The organism is Coxiella-like endosymbiont, from assembly GCF_024730665.1.
Taxonomy (GTDB): Bacteria; Pseudomonadota; Gammaproteobacteria; order Coxiellales; family Coxiellaceae; genus Coxiella.
The window spans coordinates 811,605-836,469 of the sequence record NZ_CP084737.1 but is presented as its reverse complement, the minus strand read 5'-3'; the positions used below and the strand labels follow the sequence as shown (position 1 = coordinate 836,469).

Here is a 24,865-nt window from a genome sequence, read left to right as displayed (position 1 = left end):
TAGACCAGTAGGTAGATAAACTAGGTTTATGTTACTTAAAAAGAACACACGGGCCATTCTCTGATTGACTACTCTTCTTGATTTCATAAGGCAAAAAGAGCAATAGCATTCGCTCAAGTAATAAGAGGATTAAATTAGGTATCGCTTAAGTATCGATTAAACCAAAACGCTCTCCTAGCAAAAAATAGAAAAACAGAAATCCTGACAGAAGTCAGTGATAATATCGCATGGAACAGATATAAAGTAAAAAGGTACACCCAAACCACACTATACCTTGAATATTTCGCCCCTAACACCCAAATAATGCTACTTAATAATGAGGTTCAGCGAGCCTAATAAGTGGACAGGTATGGGATTCTTAAAATTTCTATACGCCCTTATTCTCCAGAACTAAGCAAACCTATGACTTTTTTTCAGGTTCTCTACGGGCACTTCACCTGATTTAAAATAAGTCATCTTCACGAAGAATAAGCCATCTTCATAAAGATATCACTATAAAAATTTTAGCAAAAAGAATAGTTAGCTTAACTATTCCGCTTCATTTACCATTCATGTTGATAAATTTCTATGTGCTAACATAGCAAGGCGTGAGTTTCCACAATGTAACCTGCATGTTATACTCAAACGAGAGAATGACGTCGCTCTCACTCTAGAATATAATCTTCTCGTTTATCAAATTCATAGGAAGAAAATAGAGTAAAATTTAGGTGGTTATACAAAATACTGGTTAGATGGTCAAAGAGTGTATACTCAAACCCGAATATAAATTGTAGTCTGTTGATTTATATCAACAGCAGTTAATTAGCACCTTATCTCCTCCCAGACAAAAAATGGGCTTAGGAATAGTTTTAGAATAGAAGGATTTACGAATGCGTCAATTCTTTAGTGTATTATTCGCTACTTTCATTATTCTTCTCTACACAATTTCGTCAACCCTATTAGCACTAGCCGTTATTATCTTTGGCGGTCTCGCACGATTGATACCTAATAAATCAGGGTATCAAATATTAATAAAAATAGCGTTGAATATAGCGGTTATGTGGGTTAGCGTTTCTAACGGCGCATTGCGTCTACGTCGTCACCGATGGAAAATTGAAGGAGAAGGCAACCTTACCACTCATTGTTGGTATTTATTGATCAGTAACCATCAAACTTGGCTTGATATATTAGTATTGGGTTACGTATTTAACCGAAAAACTCCATTAATTAGATTTTTTATGAAAAAAGAATTAGTGTGGGGATTACCTATACTTGGGCTTAGTTGCTGGATATTAGGCTATCCTTTCTTACATCGCTATGATCGAAAAGATATTCGTAAGCGTCCTAAACTAAAAAATAAAGATATCCAAATCACAAAGACAGCCTGCAAAAAATTTAAAGAATTTCCAACAACCATTATGAATTTTGTGGAGGGGACTCGTTTCACTACTGAAAAACATAGACGACAACAATCACCTTTTCTACACTTATTAAAACCTAAAGTGGGCAGCCTAGCTGTGGTCATTAATGAATTAAAAAATGAGTTAAGTGGTATTCTAGATGTTACTATTCATTATTCGCAACCTATGTCATTTTGGAAATATTTTAGCGGCGATTACGCTAATATAACCATACACTATAAACTCCTTCCCTTAACTGCTGATCTCATTGGCAATTATTACGATGATCGAGAATTTCGGTGCTATTTGCAGAAATGGTTAAATTCGGTATGGGTAGGCAAAGACTTATTATTAGATAAACTTAGTTACCGATACGATGAAGAAACACAAACTAACAATTATTGCTCATAGTTCCTTAGTAATAATTACTATCAGTAAATTAAATAGGTTAATTCTTAACTTAAAAATTACACTCATATTAATAAAATTATCAGATAATTAGTTAGATAGACCAAAGTGATCGTATAACCACAACGCTAGCCGAGAATGGTGTCAAGAATCTTTTTTAAAGATTTACTAAAGGCTTTTTGAGTTAAGATGCATATCGGTTCATGATAATTTAGTTTAATTATCACTGCTTTTTAGTACAGGGAAATCTATGTGATGTCTTTGTAGCTATATAACCTCACTAAAGGATTTGCTCAAGATACTGTTTTCAGCACGAAACCACATGCCAATAATGTTAATTAAAGCGACTTAGTAATATAAGTCTACCGTAAAAATATCAAAGATAATATTGATATTCGATTAGTTAAAGAGTGGGGTGATTATGCTACAATTTTAGTAGTTGGGCTTAGGGCCTTTCGACCTTCATGAATTTATTTTAGTCACGTGATAACAAGGTGTCATCATTGATAAGGCTTCACTATTGATAAACACAATTTTGCACAATTGCTAATTGTACCACTTCATTATAAATTAGGAGAGTAATGATTGCACTCTCATTGTGTCGCCCCTCTGTTTCTGATGATAATTAATTTACTTAAGCAATGATCAGAAACGGACAGCTCTTCTCGATTATTCGTATAGAAGCAATTAACGACAATCCTAAAGAAGAGTATGCATTAGGTGATAGAATTGAATGGATCTCGAATTGTTAAATTATGGAGCAAGATTCATAATTCATGAGGTCAAATAAAATGCTAAATAAGCCTCTTCTTTGCGCTGTTGTGATTGGAAAAACGCTTTCTGGTTTCTTATCTCAACTCCAAAGGGCACAAGCTATCGCAGATCTTGTTGAACTGAGAGTCGACTATCTTAAAAATATAAATTCAAAAACGCTTTATCATATTGCTAAGCAAATTAAAAAGAAAGTAATCCTTTGTTGTCGAGCTAAGCGCGACAATGGAAATTTTACGGGTACACTTGAAGCACAAAATCAAATTCTACAAACAGGAAACGATCTTAAATTTGATTACTTGGACATTGATCTTGCTATTGCCAATAAAATCATTATCCGACGTAAAAAAGCGAAGAAAATTATTTCCTATCATAATTTCCAAAAAACACCCACTTTAAAAGCGCTGATTAATATTGCCGGCGAGATGCGAACTTTTTCCCCAGATATTCTTAAATTCGCTGTAATGACGAACCAGTTAGACGATGCAAGTATATTGTTTCGCTTTCTCCTGAACAAAAAGCCATCGGAAAATATAATCGTACTTGGAATGGGTAAAAAAGGAAAAATAACGCGATTGTTGGCCCCTTTACTTGGCAGTTATTTAACTTTTGCTTCCATAGATCACTCTAGTTCTGCTCCTGGACAAATTGATATAAAGACAATGCGGAATTTTTACCACCAATTTAATCGTTTACAATCTAAAAAAAGTCTTAATAGGTAGTTATGAAATATAATTATGTATAAAATCACTTTTTACGTTCCTGAAGAATACCTAGAACTGGTAAAAAATGCTCTTTTCTCAAAAGGTGCTGGGAAAGTAGGCAATTATGAATGTTGTGCCTGGCAAACCCCGGGAATAGGACAGTATCGACCTTTAAGTGGCAGCCAACCTTATGTAGGCTCCCAAGGCCGAGTTGAAAAGATTAAAGAGTATCTGGTTGAAATGGTTTGTGAAGATCATTTTTTGCAAGTGGTGCTTAATGAATTAATGCGAACTCATCCCTATGAAACTCCTGCTTATGCAGCTTGGAAAATTGAAAATCATATTATTGAGTTTTCTCAAAAATAACCTTGACCATCCAACAAAAAGAACAAGCAGAAAATTCAAAAATCGCTGTTGAAAAGTAGATAGGAGCTTATTCTGTTCCAATTTCTATCATCAACTAGTTACACCTGATTTAGAAAGATTAAATCTGTCTAAACTCTATCCGTCTAAATTTTAATTTTTCGTAATCAAAATCTTTCTATTGACACCGCAACATTACTGATATTTTGCATTACAAGGGACCGTGGAGCGAATACTCTTCCTCTGCATTACAGAAATGGTTTATTGCCCCGAGATGAAGATACACCGCTTATTTAAAGAAACAGCTCACTAAACGCGGTGCTAAGATATTTTCAATCATATACATATACGTCGCCCAGAAAAGACGATTAATAAAACAATAATTGAGGCTTAATTGCTCTCACGATCATTGATGTCAGTATATATGTAATATTCTTCTCTCATTATCGATTTAGCTTGGGTTGAAAATGATACAAGGGTGTATCCTAATCGTTTATCGACACTGGGGGGTATAAAACTACAGTGTAGGCTGCACAGCGTTTCTCTTATTATTTTTTATCCTTCTTTATACTATTTGCCTCCTGTTAGGACGTACGGACGTACTACACGAATTTTAAAAAATCTCAAATGGTGTCAGGAAATGTATGGATATCATCAAAGTCGTTGTTTAACCACTCAAGGATTATGTGAATTAGCTGAAGGTTGACGTCAGCGAGCTGAGCAAGCATTAATGAGATTAGGAAAAATAACTAAGAGCCCATTCATTGAATCGCAAGGTCGTAACTCCTTAAGATGGATACTTCCGTGTTTTGACCACTATTTTTATCTGCTTTGATAAATGCTTTTGAGTTATGGACGACAAAAAGTACTCTTGTTGACCACGACAAGACATTGAAGCTACAAGTTACAACTAGAAAAAAGGAAAGCAATGTTCTTCATTTTGTAACCATATAGGGATAAACAACACAACATGTAAACTGCTTCAGCCCTTCATGGAATCAAAAAATTCATTATTTGTCTTTGTTAATTTCAATCGATCAATCAAAAACTCACTGGCAACCACTTCGTCCATGGGGTGTAATATTTTACGAAGAATCCAAACTTTTTGCAGAATGTCCTGCTTTAACATCAGTTCTTCGCGTCGTGTACCTGACCGATTAATGTTGATTGCTGGGAAAATACGTTTCTCCGCAATGCGACGATCTAGATGAATTTCCATATTGCCGGTTCCTTTAAATTCTTCAAAAATCACATCATCCATCTTCGAACCCGTTTCCACCAATGCTGTAGCAATAATGGTTAAACTGCCTCCCTCTTCCACATTACGTGCAGCACCAAAAAAGCGTTTAGGCCGTTGCAACGCATTAGCATCAACTCCACCAGTTAAAACCTTTCCAGAAGCAGGAATAACTGTATTATATGCACGAGCCAATCGGGTGATTGAATCCAATAAAATAACCACATCTTTTTTATGCTCTACCAATCGTTTAGCCTTTTCAATCACCATCTCAGCCACTTGAACGTGGCGTGCAGCAGGTTCATCAAAAGTGCTTGCAACCACTTCACCTTTGACAGACCGATCCATTTCAGTTACTTCTTCAGGACGTTCATCGATCAATAACACAATGAGAACGCATTCCGGATGATTGGCGGTAATTGAATGGGCAATGTTTTGCAACATCATCGTCTTTCCAGCTTTCGGCGGCGATACAATTAGGCCCCGCTGACCTTTTCCAATGGGTGAAATTAAATCAATAATTCGAGCAGTAATATCTTCTGTACTGCCATTCCCAATTTCCATTCTTACCTGTTCATTAGGGAAAAGTGGTGTGAGATTTTCAAATAGAATTTTATTTTTAGAAGCTTCTGGTTTTTCAAAATTAATATCATTAGCTTGCAATAAAGCAAAATAACGTTCTGCCTCTTTAGGAGGGCGGATTTTTCCTGAAATGGTATCACCTGTTCGTAAATTAAACCGCCGAATTTGACTAGGAGACACATAAATATCATCAGGTCCGGCTAAATAAGAGCTATCAGCCGAACGTAAAAAACCAAACCCATCTTGCAAAATTTCTAAAACCCCGTCTCCAAAAATATCTTCGCCTTTTTTAGCGTGTGTTTTTAAAACTGAAAAGATAATATCTTGTCTACGGGAACGCGAAACATTTTCTAGACTCATCTCTTGAGCAATTTTCATCAATTCTGGAACTGATTTTTGTTTAAGCTCAGTTAAATTCATAATTCCTGATAAATCCTCTTATTTGTGGATTAAAATAACGACAACTTGCTCGCGCTTTCGAACAAACAATTAGCCCACAAAGCTACATCCCGACTGACATTTATCATGTTAGGGATAGACCTAAAAATGGTGGGAGTTGTACCGATAGGTAAAACAATCAGGGGAATTATAATATCTTAAGATGAAAAACGCAAGTTTTCATCCAAAAAAGCCGCAAGTTGCGATTTACTAAGTGTCCCCACCTTAGCGGCAACAACCTCTCCATCGCGAAAAATTAATAGACTAGGAATACCGCGAACCCCATATTTTACAGGCATTTCCGTATTTTCATCTACATTCAATTTAAATACCTTAATACGTCCTTTATATATTTTAGCAATTTCTTCCACCACAGGAGCAAGCATCTTACAAGGGTGGCACCATTCGGCCCAGAAATCGACAAGCACAGGCTCATCAGCTTTTAGCACATCAGCCTCAAACTTTTTATCGGACGCAGTGTGTACATCGCTCATAATAAACCCCTTTATTTATTTCAGATCCTAATCGAAGCGATGCCTTGCATCAACTGTTTTTAATATTTTTCTCTATCACATCAATGCAAGACGCATCCCTACATTCATTAATGGATCAAAAAATAGGAAGGAAATTAGCGGAAAGCACATTAAAAGTAAAAGTGCGGGGGCATCAAAACCAGCAATTGCTGGAATAAATCGACGTATAAGTTTCATCACTGGATCTGTAATCAGAAATATAATTTCTGCAGCCGGACTTTGTTGCAAAGAAACCACCCAACTTATAATGATTCGAAAGATAATCGCGTAAAAATAGAGACTCATGCATTTATTACCTAACGCACCAATACTTATTAAAAGCAGACCTCCGAAATGAGGTATCAATCGAGAGCGTAACCAGAAAAGTAAAAAAGCCTGAATGAATTCGAAGACAATTATTAAAAATACAATCGAAAAATCAAATCCATGAAATTCAGGAATTATGTGTTGTAGTGGTGCAACAAAAAGGCTAGTAACTCGGATAACAAACTGAGACACAAGATTATGATAACTCGCTTCTAATTTTTGTATTAAAAGATGTAATATCAAGACAATAATATAAAAATCAAAGATAAAACTAACTAAAAATAAAAAAACATTTGTAAGTGCAATCATTTTACTTATCTATACTTCGTGATAATTCTTCTGCGCGATGAACAGCTGCCATTAACGCCTTTTTAAATAACTCTTTTAAATTCCCTGATTCCAAAACCGCAATAGCCTGCTCAGTGGTACCACCAGGAGATGTCACAAATCGGCGTAACTGAACCACCTCTTGCTCGGCTTCCAGAGCCATGCGAGCAGCACCCAAAACCGTTTGTTTAGTTAATAATTCTGCGGTCTCTCTTGAAAGCCCGAGACTTTCCCCTGCGGCCTGTAATGCTTCCATAATATAAAACACGTAGGCTGGACCCGATCCAGAAAGTGCGGCAACTTCATCAATTTGACTTTCTGAGGAAACCCAAATTACAAGCCCAACTGCCCGCATGATAGATTCTGCTAAATTTCTTTGATTTTCGTTAACTGCACCTGTTGCAAATAAACCTGTCGCTCCTGCTCTTACTGAAGTTGGCGTATTCGGCATCGCGCGAACAATGGGAACTTTTTTATTTAACCATTTTTGAAGTAATTCCGTGCTCACACCTACTGCTACTGAAATAAAGAATGTGTCTGATACAAGAACAATTTGCTTGAGCTCTTCACAAACAGTTTTAATTTGATGTGGCTTAACAGCGAAGACAATAACACCCGCATCGAGAGCGCCCTCATAATTATCCTGCGTGGTTTTTATTCCATATTTTTCTCTAAAAAATTTTAGTTTATCCGGACTACGATTAGTAACACAAAGATGGGTAGGGTCGTGGCCGTTAGCAATTAAGCCAAGGATAATATTATGCGCTATGTTACTGCCACCAATGAATGTAATTTTTGATATACTCATTTTTTCCCTTGATGCTTGTCAAACCGTTTAAACCGCGAGACTCGTGGGCGAGACCCAAAAATTCCTGTACCAATACGAACCATCGTACTTCCTGCTGCAATTGCAGCAGGAAAATCATGCGTCATACCCATCGATAAAACATCTAATGGTACTCCTTTTTCTATTAATTGCCATTGTGCTCTTTTTAATTTTTCAAATACTCGCTTTTGTGTCTCGAAGTCTACACAATTCGCTGGAATTGCCATTAATCCACGTAATCGCAATCGATCAAGCTGATTAACGACGAAAGCCAATCTTGGTAACTCATTCAGGCTCACACCGCTTTTGCTTCTTTCTTCACTAATATTGATTTGAATACAAATATTTAGAGGAGATAACATAGAAGCTCGATAGCGATCTAACTGCTCAGCTATTTTTAGACTAGAAATGCTATGTACCCACGCAAAATTCGTCGCAATAAGACGCACTTTGTTAGTTTGAACAGAGCCGATAAAATGCCATTCCAAATTGTAAGATCGCAACGAATATATTTTAGGAAGCGCTTCTTGTAAATAATTCTCTCCAAATAGTTTTTGTCCGCTGATTGCCGCGATTTTTATTTTTTCAATACTCTGTGATTTGCTTACAGCTAATAAAATAACTGAATTCGTTGCGCGTCCGAATAAACTTTCCGCTTTCCGAATTTCTTCGTTTATTTTCTTGATATTGTCGCTAATGTACATCTTGAAAGAACCATTACTAGAACCATTACTAATTTATTCAATTGCTGGGCCCGCTTCGCGAATCACATCTGCCACTTTAAATTTAACAAAATTTTCCAAAAATTTTTCCATTAACATGCGCGCCTTAGTATCATACGCCCTAACATCCTTCCATGTCTTTCTTGGATTTAACAAAGCCCGATCAACGTCGGGCGCTGATGTTGGAACAACAAAATTAAAACCGCTTAATATTTCAGTATGCTGACTTTTCAATTTATCACTAACAATAGCATTAACAATGGCGCGCGTCGTTGGGATAGAAAAGCGTACTCCGCCTTCGCCATGAGCTCCCCCGTCCAGCCCGTATTCACAAGATAAACCTGACAACAGGTTTCTTCAATACGTTTCATTAATAACTCAGCATACACAATTGCAGGCCGTGGGAAAAACGGCTCACCAAAACAGGTGCTAAATGTTGGCATCACTGCTTTTACACTCTCCACTTCTGTTCCTCCCACTAGGGCGGTATAACCACTTAAAAAGTAATATGCTGCTTGCTCTTTAGTTAACAACGCTACAGGTGGTAAGACTCCATAGAGATCGCAAGTTAAAAAATTACGGCCTTCGGCGGTTGTCCTCTATTATCTTCGACACGCAAAGGAATATGCTCGCGCGGATAAGCTGCACGCGAATTTTGTGTTAAACTAACGTCTTTGTAATCAGGAATACCATCTTTTTTTAGCACTACGTTCTCTATAATGGCGCCATGATGAATCGCATCCCAAATCATAGGCTCTCGTTCTCTGGATAAATCGATACACTTGGCATAGCAACCCCTTCAAAATTAAAAACACCGGTTCTACTCCAACCATGCTCATCATCGCCAATCAGCAAACGTTCAGGATCAGCTGATAAAGTGGTTTTACCAGTTCCTGATAATCCAAAAAACAGCGCCACATCACCTACTGATTTCCCCACATTGGCTGCGCAGTGCATAGGTAAAACATCATATGGAGGTAAAAGATAATTCAATACAGTAAACATAGCTTTTTTCATTTCACCTGCATATGGCATTCCCACCAATAATACGCAACACCTTGATAAATTGATTATTACAGCACCATCGCTATTTACCCCATCTCGTTCGGGATCAGTTTTGAATCCTGGTGTGCTTAAAATAATCCACGATGATCTACCTTCGACATAATCATCAGAAGGACGAATAAAAAGATTGCGTGCAAACAAATGATGCCAGGCTAATTCGGTAATTACTTTAAGCGGCAAGAAATGATTTTCATCTTGCCCAACTTGCAGATGTGAAATATATACACTTCGTTCCGAGATATAATTGATAGCACGGTCCCAGAGACAATCAAAAACACTTTGCTCAATCGGTTGATTGATAGCATTCCATTGCACTTGATCCGCTGTGTCCTCATCTTTTACAATAAACCGATCTTTAGGAGATCGACCAGTACGTTTTCCTGTGGTTACCACCAAAGCCCCCGTAGAACTTAATACTCCTTCGCCATTTTTGATGACATGCTGGATCAATTCATCAGACGAAAGATCTTTATAGGTGGTTCGTGCTGAAATTTGTTTCATGAGTTTTTCCCCTGTTTCACCAGATAGCCATTATGTCAAATTATTTTAACACTGAATACCCTCCCATAGTTGCGACACCGCAAAGATCCGCGCATACTTAGTTCATGATAAAAACAAATATTTTTGCCAATCATTTCCTAGTTGCAATGCCACAATTAGATGATCTTACTTTCGCGCAATCTGTAATCTACCTTTCGGAGCACGATATTAAAGGAGCATTAGGAATCATTATTAACAAACCGCTCCAGGTAAACATAGGAAGTGTTTTAGAGCATTTGAAGATAGAAAGTGACCGCATTGACATTTCTGATCAACCGGTACTAATGGGAGGTCCTATAGGTCAGGAACATGGTTTTATTATTTATGAAAACTATCTCGCTAAGGAGAGTCTTGAAATTTCAGTATCTGCTTCCAAGGTCATGCTAGAAAACATTGCCAAGAATAAAGGACCTGATAACTTTTTAATCACTTTGGGTTATTCTGGTTGGGAAGCAGGTCAATTAGAAAAAGAAATTGCACATAATGATTGGCTTATCGTGCCATTTGATCGTTCTATTCTGTTTGAGACTCCCATAAAAAAGCGCTGGCAAAAAGCAGCCTCCCTTATCGGCATCGATATCAATCGCCTTTCAGATCAGATAGGGCATGCCTAAACCAGTTTTAACTGCATTGGGATTCGATTTCGGGATGAAACATATTGGTCTTGCCGTAGGACAAACGTTGACATGTTCCGCTAACCCACTAGATATATTGGATGTTCATGATGGTATTCCTCACTGGGAAAAAATCGAAGCACTGATTCGAATCTGGGATGCACGCGCGTTAGTGGTCGGTATTCCCTATAATATGGATGGGTCGGAACAGTCTTTCACCTTTGCAGCCCGGAAATTTGCCCGTAAATTACGCTCCCATTTTCAGCTACCTGTGTACACAGTGGATGAAAGATTGACTACACTTGAAGCCAAAAGACAATGGCGTGAGCGAAAAGAGAAAAAAATGTTAAGCTTCCTGAACATGTTGACAGCTACGCTGCAAAACTCATTTTAGAACAATGGCTGAAAGAGAACGATAACGAAAATGATTAGGAAACTCCCTGCTCATTTATTAAGCATAAAATCGCTTACTCGTGATCATGTTGAAACTATTTTGCAACGAGCTGATTATTTTTTAAATAGCACTGTTAAAAACAATACTATTTTTGACATTTTAAACGGAAAAATTGTCGCCACTTTATTTTTTGAAACCAGCACGCGTACACGCAACTCTTTTGAAATTGCCGCAAAACGACTCGGCGCTATTGTCCAGAGCGTCGATCTTAAAATCTCTGCTCTGAATAAAGGCGAAACGACTCTAGATACTGTTAAGAATTTACAAGCAATGGGTACTAATTTTTTTATCATCCGTCACTTCGAAAATGACAAACCCGCCTGGTTAGCAGAACATTTATCCTCAGGTGTTGTTATTAATGCAGGAGATGGTAATCACCAACATCCTACTCAGGGTCTCATTGATTTAATGACGATTAAACAACATAAACCATGCTGGAATGAATTATGTGTCACTATTATCGGCGATATTTATCATTCACGCGTTGCGAATTCATTGATTGATGGACTATTAACGATGAAAACCTCTGAAATTCGCTTAGCAGCTCCTCCGCAATTACTGCCGGAAACAATTCATGACCATAATATTCAAATATTTCATAAATTGGATTCAAGCCTCATTGATGCTGATGTTATCATCGCCCTTCGTTGGCAGAAAGAGCGCCATTCTAATTTAATAGAATTAACTGCATTTCGTCAGATGTTTTGTTTGACTCATGAAAAATTAGCTTTAGCAAAACCGGATGTTATTGTCATGCACCCTGGCCCTATCAATCGCGAAGTTGAAATAACCTCAGAAGTTGCTGATGGGAAGCATTCAGTTATTCTTCAACAAACATATAATAGTGTGGCTATTCGGATGGCTGTACTGGATTTGTTTTCATCTTCTGATTTTGAGTATAGGTCCAAAGAACACCTCGAGTAATTTGGCTATCCAATCTGATTGGCCATCGTTTTCGATGCCGATTTCAATAATAACAACGCCTCTGCGATACTTTGACAAGGACGTCCCGCGTAGAGGACCCGCCGTGGGTGTAAATACTGCATTAGTTTCACTATCTTTTTACTTTATTTTAGAACTAGGGGCACGGTGTCTATGATTAATCATACTTTTCATACGCGCCATGAGTGCATAGGAGCAATATTCGCTCCCTGCACTTTTAATTAAGAATTAAGTAATTACTTTTGCGGTATTTAGTTTCGGATTTTATCTGAACGTTTGTACAGCTGTTTTTACTGCTTTTTTAATCTTTTTTAGGCTTATATTCAGGTAATGCATGCTGTTCGTAAATACCTAAAATTGTCTAAACATACTTTCTAGAATACATCAAGGATCTTGTGTCAAAATCAACACTCACCGCTTTTAAACGAATCAAGATCACAATCTATTCTGTTGTATCGAAATACCTTAAGAGATGCAATCAACTAAAAGATCAATCTCACCAAAAAAAGAAAACTCCATTGCCAAATGCACCTCATCGATTATAAGTTACATCTAGAATATTTAAAACCTTACCAAAAACACCTTACTATGAAGTTTTCTAATTTTATCTGACTGATCACCAAAAACCGATCTCCTCCAGCCCATTGCAAGGAATAGTGAATGCCATTGTAGCGTAGACCTCACCAACTCATCAGAATATTCCCGTATTTCGCTTATAACGAATCGGCGTTTTCTGTCATCTATGTTAATAAAACACAAAAATATTAAATCGATTAAATTAATATAAAACAAACTTTATTCATCAACCATTAAATGCTGCATCATTATTCTTTTCTGAATAGCATCACTATATAAACGCATACATCCTACCTTTAAAAATTGTTTTGTAACCTGATATAATTTGCTGTTTTATCTAAGTAATTTATCTACAATTCTACTGTTATTCATTGTAGTAAATTACAGAAGAGTAAATTAGAAAATCAATTTTTAGACGATGTTTGATACAGAAGATCCTATTATCCCTGATAATCATAAATAACGATAAAATTTGCAATTTGCAAAAGTTTTTGGCTCTGGATAAGTTATCCACAGCAAGTTACAATACCTTCCGCAACCTATAATATCAGTTTTTATGTTTAACAAATCCTATGTCAGCATCAATATCACTATGGGATCAATGTCTTGTCTATTTGCGCGATGAAATTCCACCGCAGCAATATAATACGTGGATTCGTCCTCTGCACGCCATTGAATCCAAGAAAAATAGACTATTGTTACTCCTCGCACCTAATCGATTTGTACTGGATTGGATTAATGAACGATTTCTGACTAGAATTAAGGAACTATTAGATGAATTATCGGATATCCCGCCGAAAATAGAGTTACAAATAGGCAGTAAATCCGCTGAAATTGAATATAAAATTACGACTGGCGCGATTGTAGATAAAACAACTACTGCAACTGTGGTGACACATACTCGTACCAATATAAACAGTAGCTTCACCTTCGATACATTTGTAGAAGGGAAATCCAATCAGTTAGCACGCGCTGCGACTACTCAAGTCGCAAAAAATCCAGGCCAAGCCTACAATCCATTATTCATTTATGGTGGAGTAGGATTAGGAAAAACTCATTTAACACATGCAGTGGGCAATACTATTTTACAAAAAGCCCTGGTATGAAAGTCCTGTATTTACATTCTGAACGTTTTGTAGCTGATATGATTAAAGCGTTGCAACATAATACAATGAATGAATTTAAACTTTTTTATCGATCCGTCAATGCATTACTCATCGATGATATTCAATTTTTTGCAGGCAAAGATCGCTCTCAAGAAGAGTTTTTCCATACCTTTAATGCGTTATTAGACGGTCAACAGCAGATTATTTTAACTTGTGACCGTTACCCAAGAGAAATTAATGGTCTAGAAGAGCGTTTGCAATCTCGCTTTGGCTGGGGACTGACGGTAGCTATTGAACCGCCAGAGCTAGAGACACGTGTTGCCATTTTAATGGCAAAAGCAGATCAACTCAAAGTACATCTTCCTCACGAAGTCGCTTTCTTTATTGCTAAACACATTCAATCTAATGTACGAGAGCTAGAAGGTGCTCTAAAGCGGGTGATTGCTAATGCTCACTTTATGGGGCAGATGATAACCGTTGAGTTTACAAAAAATGCACTGAAAGACTTACTCACACTTCAAGCACGATTAGTTACTATTGAAAATATCCAAAAAATAGTAGCTGAGTATTATAAGATTAAAGTATCTGACTTATTAACTAAACGGCGCAACCGTTCGATCGCACGACCTCGCCAGATTGCCATGGCTCTGTCTAAAGAGCTCACCAATCATAGTCTTCCTGAAATTGGTGATGCCTTCGGTGGTAGAGACCATACCACCGTACTGCATGCTTGCCGCAAAGTCAAGGTGCTTATCACATCGCTCGATATTTTGAAAGATTATAAAAATCTAGTGCGTATTTTATCTGGTTAAAACTGGAATTGACTTAAAATCAAGGAATACCAATGAAACTCAATCTGATCCGTGAAACGTTATTGAGGCCCTTACAATTAGTCATCAGTGTCGTGGAACGTAAGCAGACTTTGCGGGTTCTTTCAAATGTTTTGCTTTCCATAGAAAAAAATCGGCTTTCAATTACGGGTACTGATCTCGAAGTAGAGCTGGTCGGGCAAATACAGCTAGATAAAAATGAAACAGACCTACTCAAATTGACCCTTCCAGGACGCAAATTGATGGATATTTGTCGCGCTCTTCCTGAAAATGCGCCAATCGAATTGTATCGTGATAAAGAAAAAATTATCCTTCGTTCAGGGCTTAGTAGATTTACGCTCTCCACTTTACCAGCAGAAGATTTCCCGAGTCTAGAAAGACGAGAGATACATTTGCAATTGATGATTTCTCAACGTCAATTCCGTCGCTTATTACAACGAACAGCTTTTGCTATGGCCCAACACGATGTTCGTTATTATTTAAATGGCTTGTTACTTGAAACTTATCCCACCCAATTACGTGCTATTGCTACCGATGGTCACCGACTTTCAGCTAACGTGTTAGATATCGAAACTAACATTGAACATCACCTACAAATTATTATACCCCGTAAGGGTGTAATTGAGTTATTGCGCTTGCTTGAAGATAATGATACTCCTGCAATAGTTAGAATTGGGAATAATCACATTTGTGTTTCTACGGAAGATTTTATTTGCACCTCAAAACTCATTGAGGGCCGATTCCCAGATTGCGAGCAAGTTATTCCAAAAGGCGGTGACAAGCAAATCCTTATTGATAATTATGTTTTAAAACAAGCACTTATTAGAACAGCTATTCTTTGTAATGAAAAATTTAAAAGCGTTCGCTTTGAACTTCGACAGGGTTTACTGCGTATTCTGGCGACTAATCCCGAACAAGAAGCAGCAGAAGAGGAAGTGAAAATTAATTATGTTGAGGAAGACTTGAATATAGGGTTTAATGTGAATTATATATTAGATATCTTAAATACTATTTCTTCAGGCAATATAATATTGACCTTTTCTAACCCAGACAGTAGTATCTTAATTCAAGAAGCAGAAAATCAAACTGGTAGTGCCTTTGTTGTTATGCCAATGCGTTTGTAATGGAATGCCACGTATTACTTCAATAAAAATCGATCAATTTCGAAATTTAGCTGCAGTTGATATCACTCTCGCTTCGCGCTTTAATATTTTCTTCGGTCAAAACGGAGCTGGAAAAACCAGTTTGCTTGAAGCGATTTATTATCTAGGTGTAGGGCGCTCATTTCGTACCCATTTACCACAACGTTTAATCCGAGATTCTACTGATGGCTTTGCAGTCTTTCTTACGATTAATGAAGGCAAACAGTGGTCCATTCCTCTCGGAGTAGAATGCCGCAAGCGGGGAGATCGGCGTTTAAAAATGGATTATGAGGTGATTTCTAATTGGTCACTTCTGGCAAAGCGATTGCCACTATGCCTTTTAAGCTCTATGGGCTATCAATTTTTATCAGACGGACCAAAGGTTCGACGTCAATTTCTTGACTGGATATTATTCCATGTAGAATCCACTTTTTTCCTGCCTGGAAACGCATTCAGCGAATTTTAAAACAACGTAATGCAGCACTTAAAGCACAATTACCATTAAAGGAAATCACTTACTGGGATGAAGCATTAGCTCAAGATGCTGAACACATCGACAAACTACGGAAAAAAATCACATTAGAATTCAACACTATTTTTCAGGAAATTCTCCAACATTTCTTACCTGAATATGCTTTGATTCCGTATTATTATCGCGGCTGGAGCGAAGGCAAAACCATTGCCGAGCTCCTTTCTGCTCATTTAAAGCTAGATCTACAACGGGGTTATACTCAAATAGGTCCACAGCGTGCTGATTTTCGCTTTTCTATCCGAACTCTGCCCGCTCAAGATATTCTATCCCAGGGACAACAAAAATTATTTACTTATGCTCTTCATATTACGCAAGGTCTTCTTCTTAAAGAAAAGACTTTAGTCAGTCCTATTTATTTAATAGATGATTTAACTGCAGAGCTAGATATTAATAAACGCAAATGTGTCGTCAATTTATTGACAAAATTAGAATCACAAGTGTTTATTACAGGAATTAATCCCCTCGACTTAGAAATGCCCCACAACACCTTAATGTTCCATGTGCAACATGGTTCAATTTCAATAAGTTGAATGCGCCAACACCTTCAACGTTGTTGAAGTTTATTTCGATGAATCTGAAATATTAAAAAGCTAAAAATTAATTTTAAAACATATTCAATTAGTTATACACATATGCAGCACAAAAAGGCCTGGTGAATGCATTTAACTATGATATAATGAAAACGCCCAAATGAAACTTAGATCCATAACCCATTTTCCGAGAATCTCTAACACGGAGTGATAATAAGCGTGAGCACATCCCAAAAATACGATTCCTCAACTATTAAAGTCCTCAAAGGTCTCGATGCGGTTCGCAAACACCCCGGTATGTATATTGGCGATACGGACGATGGTTCCGGTTTGCATCATATGGTATTTGAAGTCGTTGACAATTCCATCGACGAAGCACTCGCAGGTTTTTGCACACATATTTTGGTCATTATCCATATCGATGGTTCCGTGACTGTACGAGATAACGGGAGAGGCATTCCTTCTGGTATCCACCCCGAAGAAGACCGATCTGCGGCGGAAGTGATCATGACGGTCCTTCACGCTGGTGGGAAATTTGATAAAAATGTCTATAAAGTATCCGGTGGTTTACATGGTGTTGGGATCTCAGTCGTCAATGCATTATCGGAAGAGCTCCGTATAATCATCCGTCAAAATGGTAATATTTATTCGCAATCCTATAGAGTAGGAGTGCCTCAGGCACCGTTAGTGGTTACAGGAAAATCGGACAAAACAGGGACCGAAATTCGGTTTAAACCAAGTAATGAAATTTTCAGTGATATCGAGTTCCACTATGACATCTTAGCTAAGCGTTTAAGAGAGCTTTCCTTTTTAAACTCGGGCGTTCGAATTGAATTACTGGATGAGCGCTCAGGAAAAAGTGACGTTTTTAAATATGAAGGTGGCATTAAAGCGTTTGTTCAGCACTTAAATAAGAAAAAACCCCTATCAACCAAGATGTTTTCCATTTTTCCATGGAAAGTAAAAATATTTTCGTCGAAGTAGCAATGCAATGGAACGATAGCTTCCAGGAGACGATTTTTTGTTTTACTAACAACATTCCTCAAAATGATGGCGGCACTCACTTAGCAGGATTTCGTGCTGCACTGACACGTACACTCAACAATTACATCGAAGAGGAAGGATTAGCTAAAAAAATAAAGTGTCCATCAGCGGTGATGATACACGCGAAGGCTTAATGGCAGTGATCTCTATTAAAGTACCTGACCCAAAATTTTCGTCACAAACGAAAGATAAACTGGTCTCTTCCGAAGTAAAACCTATTGTAGAGGCCGCAGTTTCTGAAAAATTGCGCGACTATTTGCTAGAAAATCCTAAGCAAGCGAGACTCATTGCAGCGAAAATTATCCATGCCGCCCATGCAAGGGAAGCAGCACGAAAAGTACGGGATATAGCACGTCGAAAAAATATACTTGATCTAGGAAGGCTTCCAGGAAAGCTTGCGGATTGTCAAGAAAAAGATCCTGCGCTTTGTGAATTATTCCTTGTTGAGGGTGATTCTGCCGGTGGTTCTGCTAAACAAGGGCGCGATCGTCGCTATCAAGCGATATTGCCGCTAAAAGGCAAAATCTTAAACGTTGAAAAAGCCAGATTCGAAAAAATTTTATCTTCAGCTGAAGTACGTACCTTAATTACAGCTCTCGCCTGTGGCATTGGTCGAGAAGAATACAATCCAGATAAACTCCGTTACTACCGTATTATTATCATGACTGATGCAGATGTTGACGGCTTACACATTCGTACCCTTTTACTTACCTTCTTTTATCGCCAAATGCCCGAATTAATTGAACGCGGGCATATTTATATCGCACAACCTCCCTTATACAAGGTCGAAAAAAATAAAAAAGAACAATACTTGAAAGATGATGCCTCTTTAGACGCTTGGTTGCTACAAATCGCACTTGAAGACGCAAAGCTTTATCCAAATCCAGAGGCATCGGCAATCAGCGGATCTGCTTTAGAAGATTTAGCTTCTCATTATCGTTTAGCCATGCGAAGTATCGAACGATTAAGTAAACGATACCCTAATGAAGTGCTTGAACAACTACTATACATTACGCCATTGAGCACTGAGGATTTGAATAATGAAGAAAAGATAAGAGAATGGACAAAACAACTTGAAGAACGATTAAACCAGTTTAAAACTGAAAATAGCAGACGTTACCGTATTAGCATTAAAAAAGATGAAGAACGTGAACGATATCTTCCAGTTGTAACCATCATCAATCAATGGATTAAACATAGTTATACTTTCTATCAAGATTTCTTTGGTTGTGCCGATTATCGTTATCTCATAGAATTACACAAAAAGATTTCTGGTTTAATTGAAAAAGGTGCATATATAAAACGTAATGATAAACGCCGCGTGATTAATAATTTTGGGGAAGCTTTGGACTGGTTAATTGCAGAAGGAAAAAAAGGGCTAGTTATTCAGCGTTATAAAGGTTTAGGTGAAATGAATCCCGAACAGCTATGGGAGACCACCATGGATCCAGAAAGTCGTCGACTTTTATCTGTCAGCATTGAAGACGCTGTTATCACCGATGAAATCTTTACTACTTTAATGGGCGATCAGGTTGAGCCTCGCCGCATTTTTATCGAACAAAATGCGTTAGCTGTCGAAAATTTGGACGTTTAACGCAGCTAATAATTCGTTAATCTTTTAAATTTTATGTTTGGCTTTCTGACTTCTTGATTCATAATCAGTTCAGGACAATTGATACTGAGATTCAGAATCAATCAAAATCATAAATTTTTACCGTCACTGTGGGTTGAAAAACTGAAATAAGGTGGGGGTGCACATCTAAAATATTTACCTAATGGTTAATTTACGCTGAAATCCTTTATATTAATTAAAGAAAAACTACAATCATGTGCGGGCGAATCATGGGTATATCGTGGAGTGTAATTCACGCATTCCTCATATAAAAATCTGAACGACCTTAACACCAGGGGCTTTAAATAATTTTAATTATCAACTAGTTCAACCAGTTTTATACTTACATAAGGTCCGACAATATTCGAGGATCATAAAAGGCAACGTTTGCAAAAATATCGCTAATCAAGTGCTTCAATAGGCATGTTCTTTGAATCAGCTTTTTGAAAATCGTGAAAAAACTACGAATAGAGGTGGTAAAAACTTATTATGCGCTGATAATATAATCATTACATCTCCGCGTAAAAAACAAAAATTGTTCTAATCGTTCTCCTCTAATAGTGTTCGCCTCTCACGACAATTATCTAACGATCCTTTCTCTGAAAAATGAAGTCGAAATTTTTTCTTTCTTTAAGGCCCGAATCTAGTGCTTAAAAACGAGTAACCGTAAATTGGATACTTATTGCACTCTTTAGTAAGGTACTATTTTCTTTTTTTATCAGAATACAACAATGGAGCATTTATTCTGAGGAGTTTAGTAGGGCTATTAAAGAATGATCATGAAGTCTTATATCTCTCCTAAAAAGGAAGTAATGAAATTTGTAAATTTTTATTTTTATCCAGAAACAAATCTATAACGAACTATGATAAATAGCGTAAAAATAAGCTATAAGATAGACTCCCTGTTTCTTTTTCTCGATAAGATTTCCAATTTTCAGGTACAGACAAAGACTTCAAGTCTTTCTCAACTTCTATATAAATGAGAGCCTTCTCAGACATTATCTGCATTCTTTCTAACCACTCTCCTACTTTTCCAATAAGACCTTGACGAAAAGGGGGATCAAGGAAGATGATGTCGAAAGGAATATTCTTTAATAAAGGGACATCAGATGGGAATTCAGCATGAATAAACTCGACATTGGTAGCCTCTAAAATAGCTGCATTTTTTTTAATGCATTGATGACTTTATTGGAACGATCAATAAAGGTGACATGAGCCGCACCACGTGACAACGCCTCAAATCCTAAAGCACCGCTACCCGCAAACAAGTCCAAACAATTTGCGCCTACAATATAAGTCAGTAACCAATTAAAGATGGTTTCACGAATACGACTAGCCGTTGGGCGCAAGTCAGGAACCTCAGGAAAAATGACATTTCGGCTACGCCATTTTCCGCTGATGATACGGACTTTCCCCGTAATCGTTTAGACATAAATAGCAATCCTACTTCTCCGCACAATATGCAGACCATTTTAGCAGATCTAATGCTTCATATGCTTCCTTTCGAGTCTGATTTTGTAAGGAAAATAGGGGCGCCATTTTCGTGGGAAAACTACTGTAGGTGTATAAGCTAACTTAAGTTAATTTTTCACCTGCTCAAAAATAGAGAAGATCGAGGTAATACGACCTAATGTTCAATTCCCCACAATAAGAGAAAGATAATCGATATTATTAGGAGTAATGCCAACCACCTATCCAATTACGATAGTATCTTTTACTTGGCTAAAATAAGAAGTGTCCCATATTTTAGTTCTTAATCATTGCGGTACTACCTTCCCATCCAGCAAGAATCCCGCGGCCTCTTCAGCAGCAGTTGCTGCTCTCGGTCACAGATTAAAAACCCAGCATTACAACTTCTGAATTTTTTACTATATAGAGAGCATGTCGAAACGTACTTACTTCATTTTTCTGGCACGCAGCATTTAACAACTTCTCTCAGGTCAATGCCCATAAGGGTTAATATTTAACAAAAATTATTAAAAAAGGATTATGATTGACTGTTTATTATAAGTTATTATAAGGTAACTATGTTACCCGATTAGATGGAGACCATCAAAAATTCAGTGTAGTTAAAACTGTAGATTTTAAAAATCACTCTGATTAAGTTACGCAAATTCTGCCATACCATCTCATCACATTGCTACCATATTGAGTCTATCTAATCAAACTCAATTTTAATTTAACCAGCTTACGTGCGTACCTTCCTTCAGTTAGCAAGGAATGCACTAACGACACTAACGGCATAACATAGAAAAGAGAACGTGTTAAGCTAACAACAGCAATTAACGGCCTTACTAATCTTTCATGATATCTCATGATAAGGAAGTTAGATATCTAAATACGTATGTAATCAGTACTCACGTAATAAAAAGTAATAGTTGAATAATCGTCTTCAGTAAGGTATTCGCGTTCTAACACCGCAATTACATTACTCTGCACGTACCACTCAATGACATATCTCCCGTACCCCAATCCATTAAATAGTATACCATGATATAAATACTACTCAATCCCATCATACGATGTTAGGATAAGATCATAAGGTTGGTCGTTGTATTTTTGACAGGAATTTCTATGTTTGGTTTTTCAAAATCTAAGTGTCAGTCTGCAGAAGACGATGTCAAATCTTCAAAACTGAAAAAAAAATGGTTTTTTCGTCTCAACAAGGGCTTGCAGCGAACTCGAAATCGGCTCACTGATGCCCTCAGCCATCTAATTCTTGGTAAAAAAACCATCGATGTCGACTTATTAGATAAACTGGAAATGATTCTTTTAACCGCCGATGTAGGTATGAAAGCAAGTCAGTCTATCCTTAAAAAATTATCACATCAAGTCGCTCGAAAATCTCTTTCCGATCCAACTGCTTTAATGAGTGCTTTAAGAACGGAACTGCTAGCTATCCTAGAACCCTGTCAATATCCACTCAATATTAATCAATCGCCGTTTGTCATCTTAATAGTAGGAGTTAACGGTGTTGGAAAAACAACCACCGTTGCCAAATTGGCTCATTTTTATCAATTACAAAATAAACGTGTCATGCTAGCTGCCGGAGATACATTCCGAGCAGCAGCTATCGAGCAATTACAAACTTGGGGTGAACGCAATCAGGTACCGGTTATCGCACAGCAACCTGGCGCGGATAGCGCCTCTGTAATTTATGATGCAATGAAAGCAGCAATGGCAAGAAATTATGATATTTTAATTGTAGATACAGCAGGTCGCCTTCATACCAAATCTTATCTCATGGAAGAGTTAAAAAAAATAAAACACGTTATGAAGAAAGTAAATCCTGAGGCACCACATGAAACTTTACTAATAATTGATGCAGGGACTGGGCAAAATGCAATCAATCAAGTAGAACAATTTAATGAATATATTGGTTTAAACGGTATTTCTCTTACAAAATTAGATGGCACCGCTAAAGGCGGGGTTATTTTTGGTATCGCAAAAAAATACAATTACCTATTCGATTTGTCTGTGTTGGTGAACAAATTGATGATTTAATAACTTTTGATGCTGAGGAATTTATCACTGTCCTATTGGAAATAAAAACCCGTGATTTGTTTTACCGATTTTAAAATATTACCTTAGTGACCCAAATGCTGGATAGCACTACATTTACATTAAAAAAGGAAAAAATAGCATTTTAATTGATTACTCCTGTACTTGAAAAATGACCTTACTGAAATTGTTTAGATATAATTTTTTAAAACCCATAATTTTTCTATTATCGTATACTTTTTTCAATAATATCTTCCCCCACTAGCTATCTCAGGATTATGAACACAAGGTAATTAACCATCTGGATAAAGTCAGATTTCTGTAAAAGAAGAATCTGTATCTTTCTGTTTTGTGAAGCGGAGATCCAACGAGTTGGTATCGCACGCCAATGAACCGTTAACGTAGATGACCACCGAAATCTTAACCCAGCATTATCATTACGAGACATTATGAGACTGTTTACAACAGCCAACCAGGAGAGCTATTCCTCCTCTTACTAAAACGCACGATTTATTTCTCATTGACTTTAAATTACCGCATTATTCCTACTTTAAAAGGAGGGTGCCTTGTTCGGCTTTTGTGCATGATTTTGTGGGATTAGTTTGATACAGCCAGTAACCATAACCGACATCGTTGATTACGTTTTCGGCAGGTTTTTACTTATTCTTGAAAAATTTTCAAGTATTGAGTAAATGTTAGGACGGTACCACTAAGTACAGCCTACTATCTCAATCTATAACTTACTTTACTTAAATTCAACACTTCTAACAAAGCAATAAAAGCACTCACGACACCATAAAAACGCATTAACATTCCACTTACTCGATATAATCGTTGCATATCCTGCTAATAGCAATCCCGACAATTTGTAACATGTATTTTTAGATTCTATAAATGCTATTCATATTAATTCACTCAACCCGACTTTGCGTTGATGAAGCAGGCGTTATTTCATTGTTCTTTGGAAGAAGAGCATTTAAGTGTATATGCATCGTTTTGTTTTTATCGGCGTTAATAATTAGTAATACTATTTGTTTGATAAACGAATCTGAACGTAGGGAAACTGCAACTCCCCAATTGGTGATTGCCACTTAAACATCATCCAACCCCTTTATATCGAGGATCTCCGGTATAATTAACATAAATTCGCTGTATATTCTGGAGCTCTTTCCCATTTTTCCTCGATCTTTAAGCTTTAGATGACCCGTGGTTAGCAACTTATCGGCAAATAAAACTGTTTATCAATGAACTGCTCGATAACATAAAAGCAATTGTTATTTACTAAAATTATTTTATTAGGAAGATAAGTATTTTATAACAAACCATTTCATAAATGCAGTATATTCAGTAAAACTAATTCTTTCTAGCTTTATTTCTTATTAATCTATGACCGACTTTTGAGAAATTTTCTCACCGAAAAACCGTTTGATTATCCCTCATCAATAATTAATCAAGCAACCGAAATTAGACGTTCATCTTCTGTTTTTTTGTAGAGAGTTATCATTCAAAACTGCACAGATTGACCAAAGTCTTAACAAACCCCGCGAAGCAACTTAATTTCTCAATCTTCATCCTGATGACCATAACTGAAACCCACAAATATTTTTGAAATAACTTCTGCGTATAACCTATCTTTTAATAGTAGTGCTAATTTTCAACATTTTTAAAAAGCACTGCTTTATAGTCACTTGTACTTACTATAAAGATGAAGTACCAACGGATTTGATTTAATACTTTTGATAAAGAAACTTTTAGTAATCAAGTTGTAAAGCTCCATGCAA

At 37.0% G+C, this 24,865-nt stretch carries 10 protein-coding genes and 8 pseudogenes; 11 read left to right on the top strand and 7 right to left on the bottom strand.

The window, feature by feature from the left end:
• Nucleotides 1–869 precede the first annotated feature (869 nt).
• The 3 genes from yihG to LG660_RS03570 all read left to right on the top strand — a co-directional run bounded on the left by yihG (nt 870) and on the right by LG660_RS03570 (nt 3,628).
• Nucleotides 870–1,790: a 1-acylglycerol-3-phosphate O-acyltransferase, YihG family gene (gene yihG, locus LG660_RS03580; protein ID WP_258267317.1), complete on the top strand. Its 921-nt coding sequence runs from the start codon at nt 870–872 to the stop codon at nt 1,788–1,790.
• Nucleotides 1,791–2,578: 788 nt separating this feature from the next.
• The gene (gene aroD / locus LG660_RS03575) at nt 2,579–3,280 is read left to right on the top strand and encodes a type I 3-dehydroquinate dehydratase (protein ID WP_309137060.1); all 702 of its coding nucleotides are present in this window, start codon (nt 2,579–2,581) and stop codon (nt 3,278–3,280) included.
• A 15-nt stretch (nt 3,281–3,295) separates the two neighbouring features.
• A complete protein-coding gene (locus LG660_RS03570; RefSeq protein ID WP_258267315.1) occupies nt 3,296–3,628 on the top strand; it encodes a YqfO family protein in 333 nt (110 codons plus the stop codon).
• Nucleotides 3,629–4,607: 979 nt separating this feature from the next.
• Here LG660_RS03570 and rho read toward each other — a convergent pair.
• The 6 genes and pseudogenes from rho to LG660_RS03540 form a co-directional block, all read right to left on the bottom strand.
• Entirely contained in the window at nt 4,608–5,864 is a 1,257-nt protein-coding gene (gene rho, locus LG660_RS03565; RefSeq protein ID WP_258267314.1) for a transcription termination factor Rho, read from the bottom strand.
• 176 nt (nt 5,865–6,040) lie between these two features.
• Entirely contained in the window at nt 6,041–6,376 is a 336-nt protein-coding gene (gene trxA / locus LG660_RS03560) for a thioredoxin TrxA (protein ID WP_258267313.1), read from the bottom strand.
• A 75-nt stretch (nt 6,377–6,451) separates the two neighbouring features.
• Nucleotides 6,452–7,030, bottom strand: a complete 579-nt coding sequence (locus LG660_RS03555) for a YggT family protein (protein ID WP_258267312.1) — start codon at nt 7,028–7,030, stop codon at nt 6,452–6,454.
• 1 nt (nt 7,031) lies between these two features.
• The gene (gene proC / locus LG660_RS03550) at nt 7,032–7,856 is read right to left on the bottom strand and encodes a pyrroline-5-carboxylate reductase (protein WP_258267311.1); all 825 of its coding nucleotides are present in this window, start codon (nt 7,854–7,856) and stop codon (nt 7,032–7,034) included.
• Nucleotides 7,853–8,578, bottom strand: a complete 726-nt coding sequence (locus LG660_RS03545; RefSeq protein ID WP_258267310.1) for a YggS family pyridoxal phosphate-dependent enzyme — start codon at nt 8,576–8,578, stop codon at nt 7,853–7,855. The genes proC and LG660_RS03545 overlap by 4 nt, the downstream gene beginning before the upstream one ends.
• Nucleotides 8,579–8,611: 33 nt before the next feature.
• Nucleotides 8,612–10,162 (bottom strand): annotated as a pseudogene (locus LG660_RS03540) (phosphoenolpyruvate carboxykinase).
• A 69-nt stretch (nt 10,163–10,231) separates the two neighbouring features.
• Here LG660_RS03540 and LG660_RS03535 point away from each other — a divergent pair.
• From LG660_RS03535 to gyrB, 7 genes and pseudogenes are all read left to right on the top strand, one after another.
• Nucleotides 10,232–10,815: pseudogene (locus tag LG660_RS03535) on the top strand (YqgE/AlgH family protein).
• Nucleotides 10,808–11,247, top strand: a pseudogene (gene ruvX, locus LG660_RS03530) (Holliday junction resolvase RuvX). Before LG660_RS03535 ends, ruvX begins: the two co-directional pseudogenes overlap by 8 nt.
• Nucleotides 11,243–12,193, top strand: coding sequence for an aspartate carbamoyltransferase catalytic subunit (locus tag LG660_RS03525; RefSeq protein WP_309137059.1), 951 nt, complete (start codon nt 11,243–11,245; stop codon nt 12,191–12,193). Before ruvX ends, LG660_RS03525 begins: the two are co-directional and overlap by 5 nt.
• Before the next feature lie 1,166 nt (nt 12,194–13,359).
• Nucleotides 13,360–14,705 (top strand): annotated as a pseudogene (dnaA, locus tag LG660_RS03520) (chromosomal replication initiator protein DnaA).
• Between the two features lie 32 nt (nt 14,706–14,737).
• Nucleotides 14,738–15,847 (top strand): DNA polymerase III subunit beta, encoded by a 1,110-nt coding sequence (gene dnaN, locus LG660_RS03515; RefSeq protein WP_258267307.1) that lies wholly within the window; start codon nt 14,738–14,740, stop codon nt 15,845–15,847.
• Between the two features lie 4 nt (nt 15,848–15,851).
• Nucleotides 15,852–16,927 (top strand): annotated as a pseudogene (recF, locus tag LG660_RS04340) (DNA replication/repair protein RecF).
• Between the two features lie 213 nt (nt 16,928–17,140).
• Nucleotides 17,141–19,565, top strand: a pseudogene (gene gyrB / locus LG660_RS03500) (DNA topoisomerase (ATP-hydrolyzing) subunit B).
• 879 nt (nt 19,566–20,444) lie between these two features.
• Here the strand turns inward: gyrB and rsmD are convergent.
• Nucleotides 20,445–20,932 (bottom strand): annotated as a pseudogene (gene rsmD / locus LG660_RS03495) (16S rRNA (guanine(966)-N(2))-methyltransferase RsmD).
• Between the two features lie 1,225 nt (nt 20,933–22,157).
• On the opposite strand from rsmD, the pseudogene ftsY reads away from it, so the two are divergent.
• Nucleotides 22,158–23,161: pseudogene (gene ftsY, locus LG660_RS03490) on the top strand (signal recognition particle-docking protein FtsY).
• Nucleotides 23,162–24,865: the final 1,704 nt, after the last annotated feature.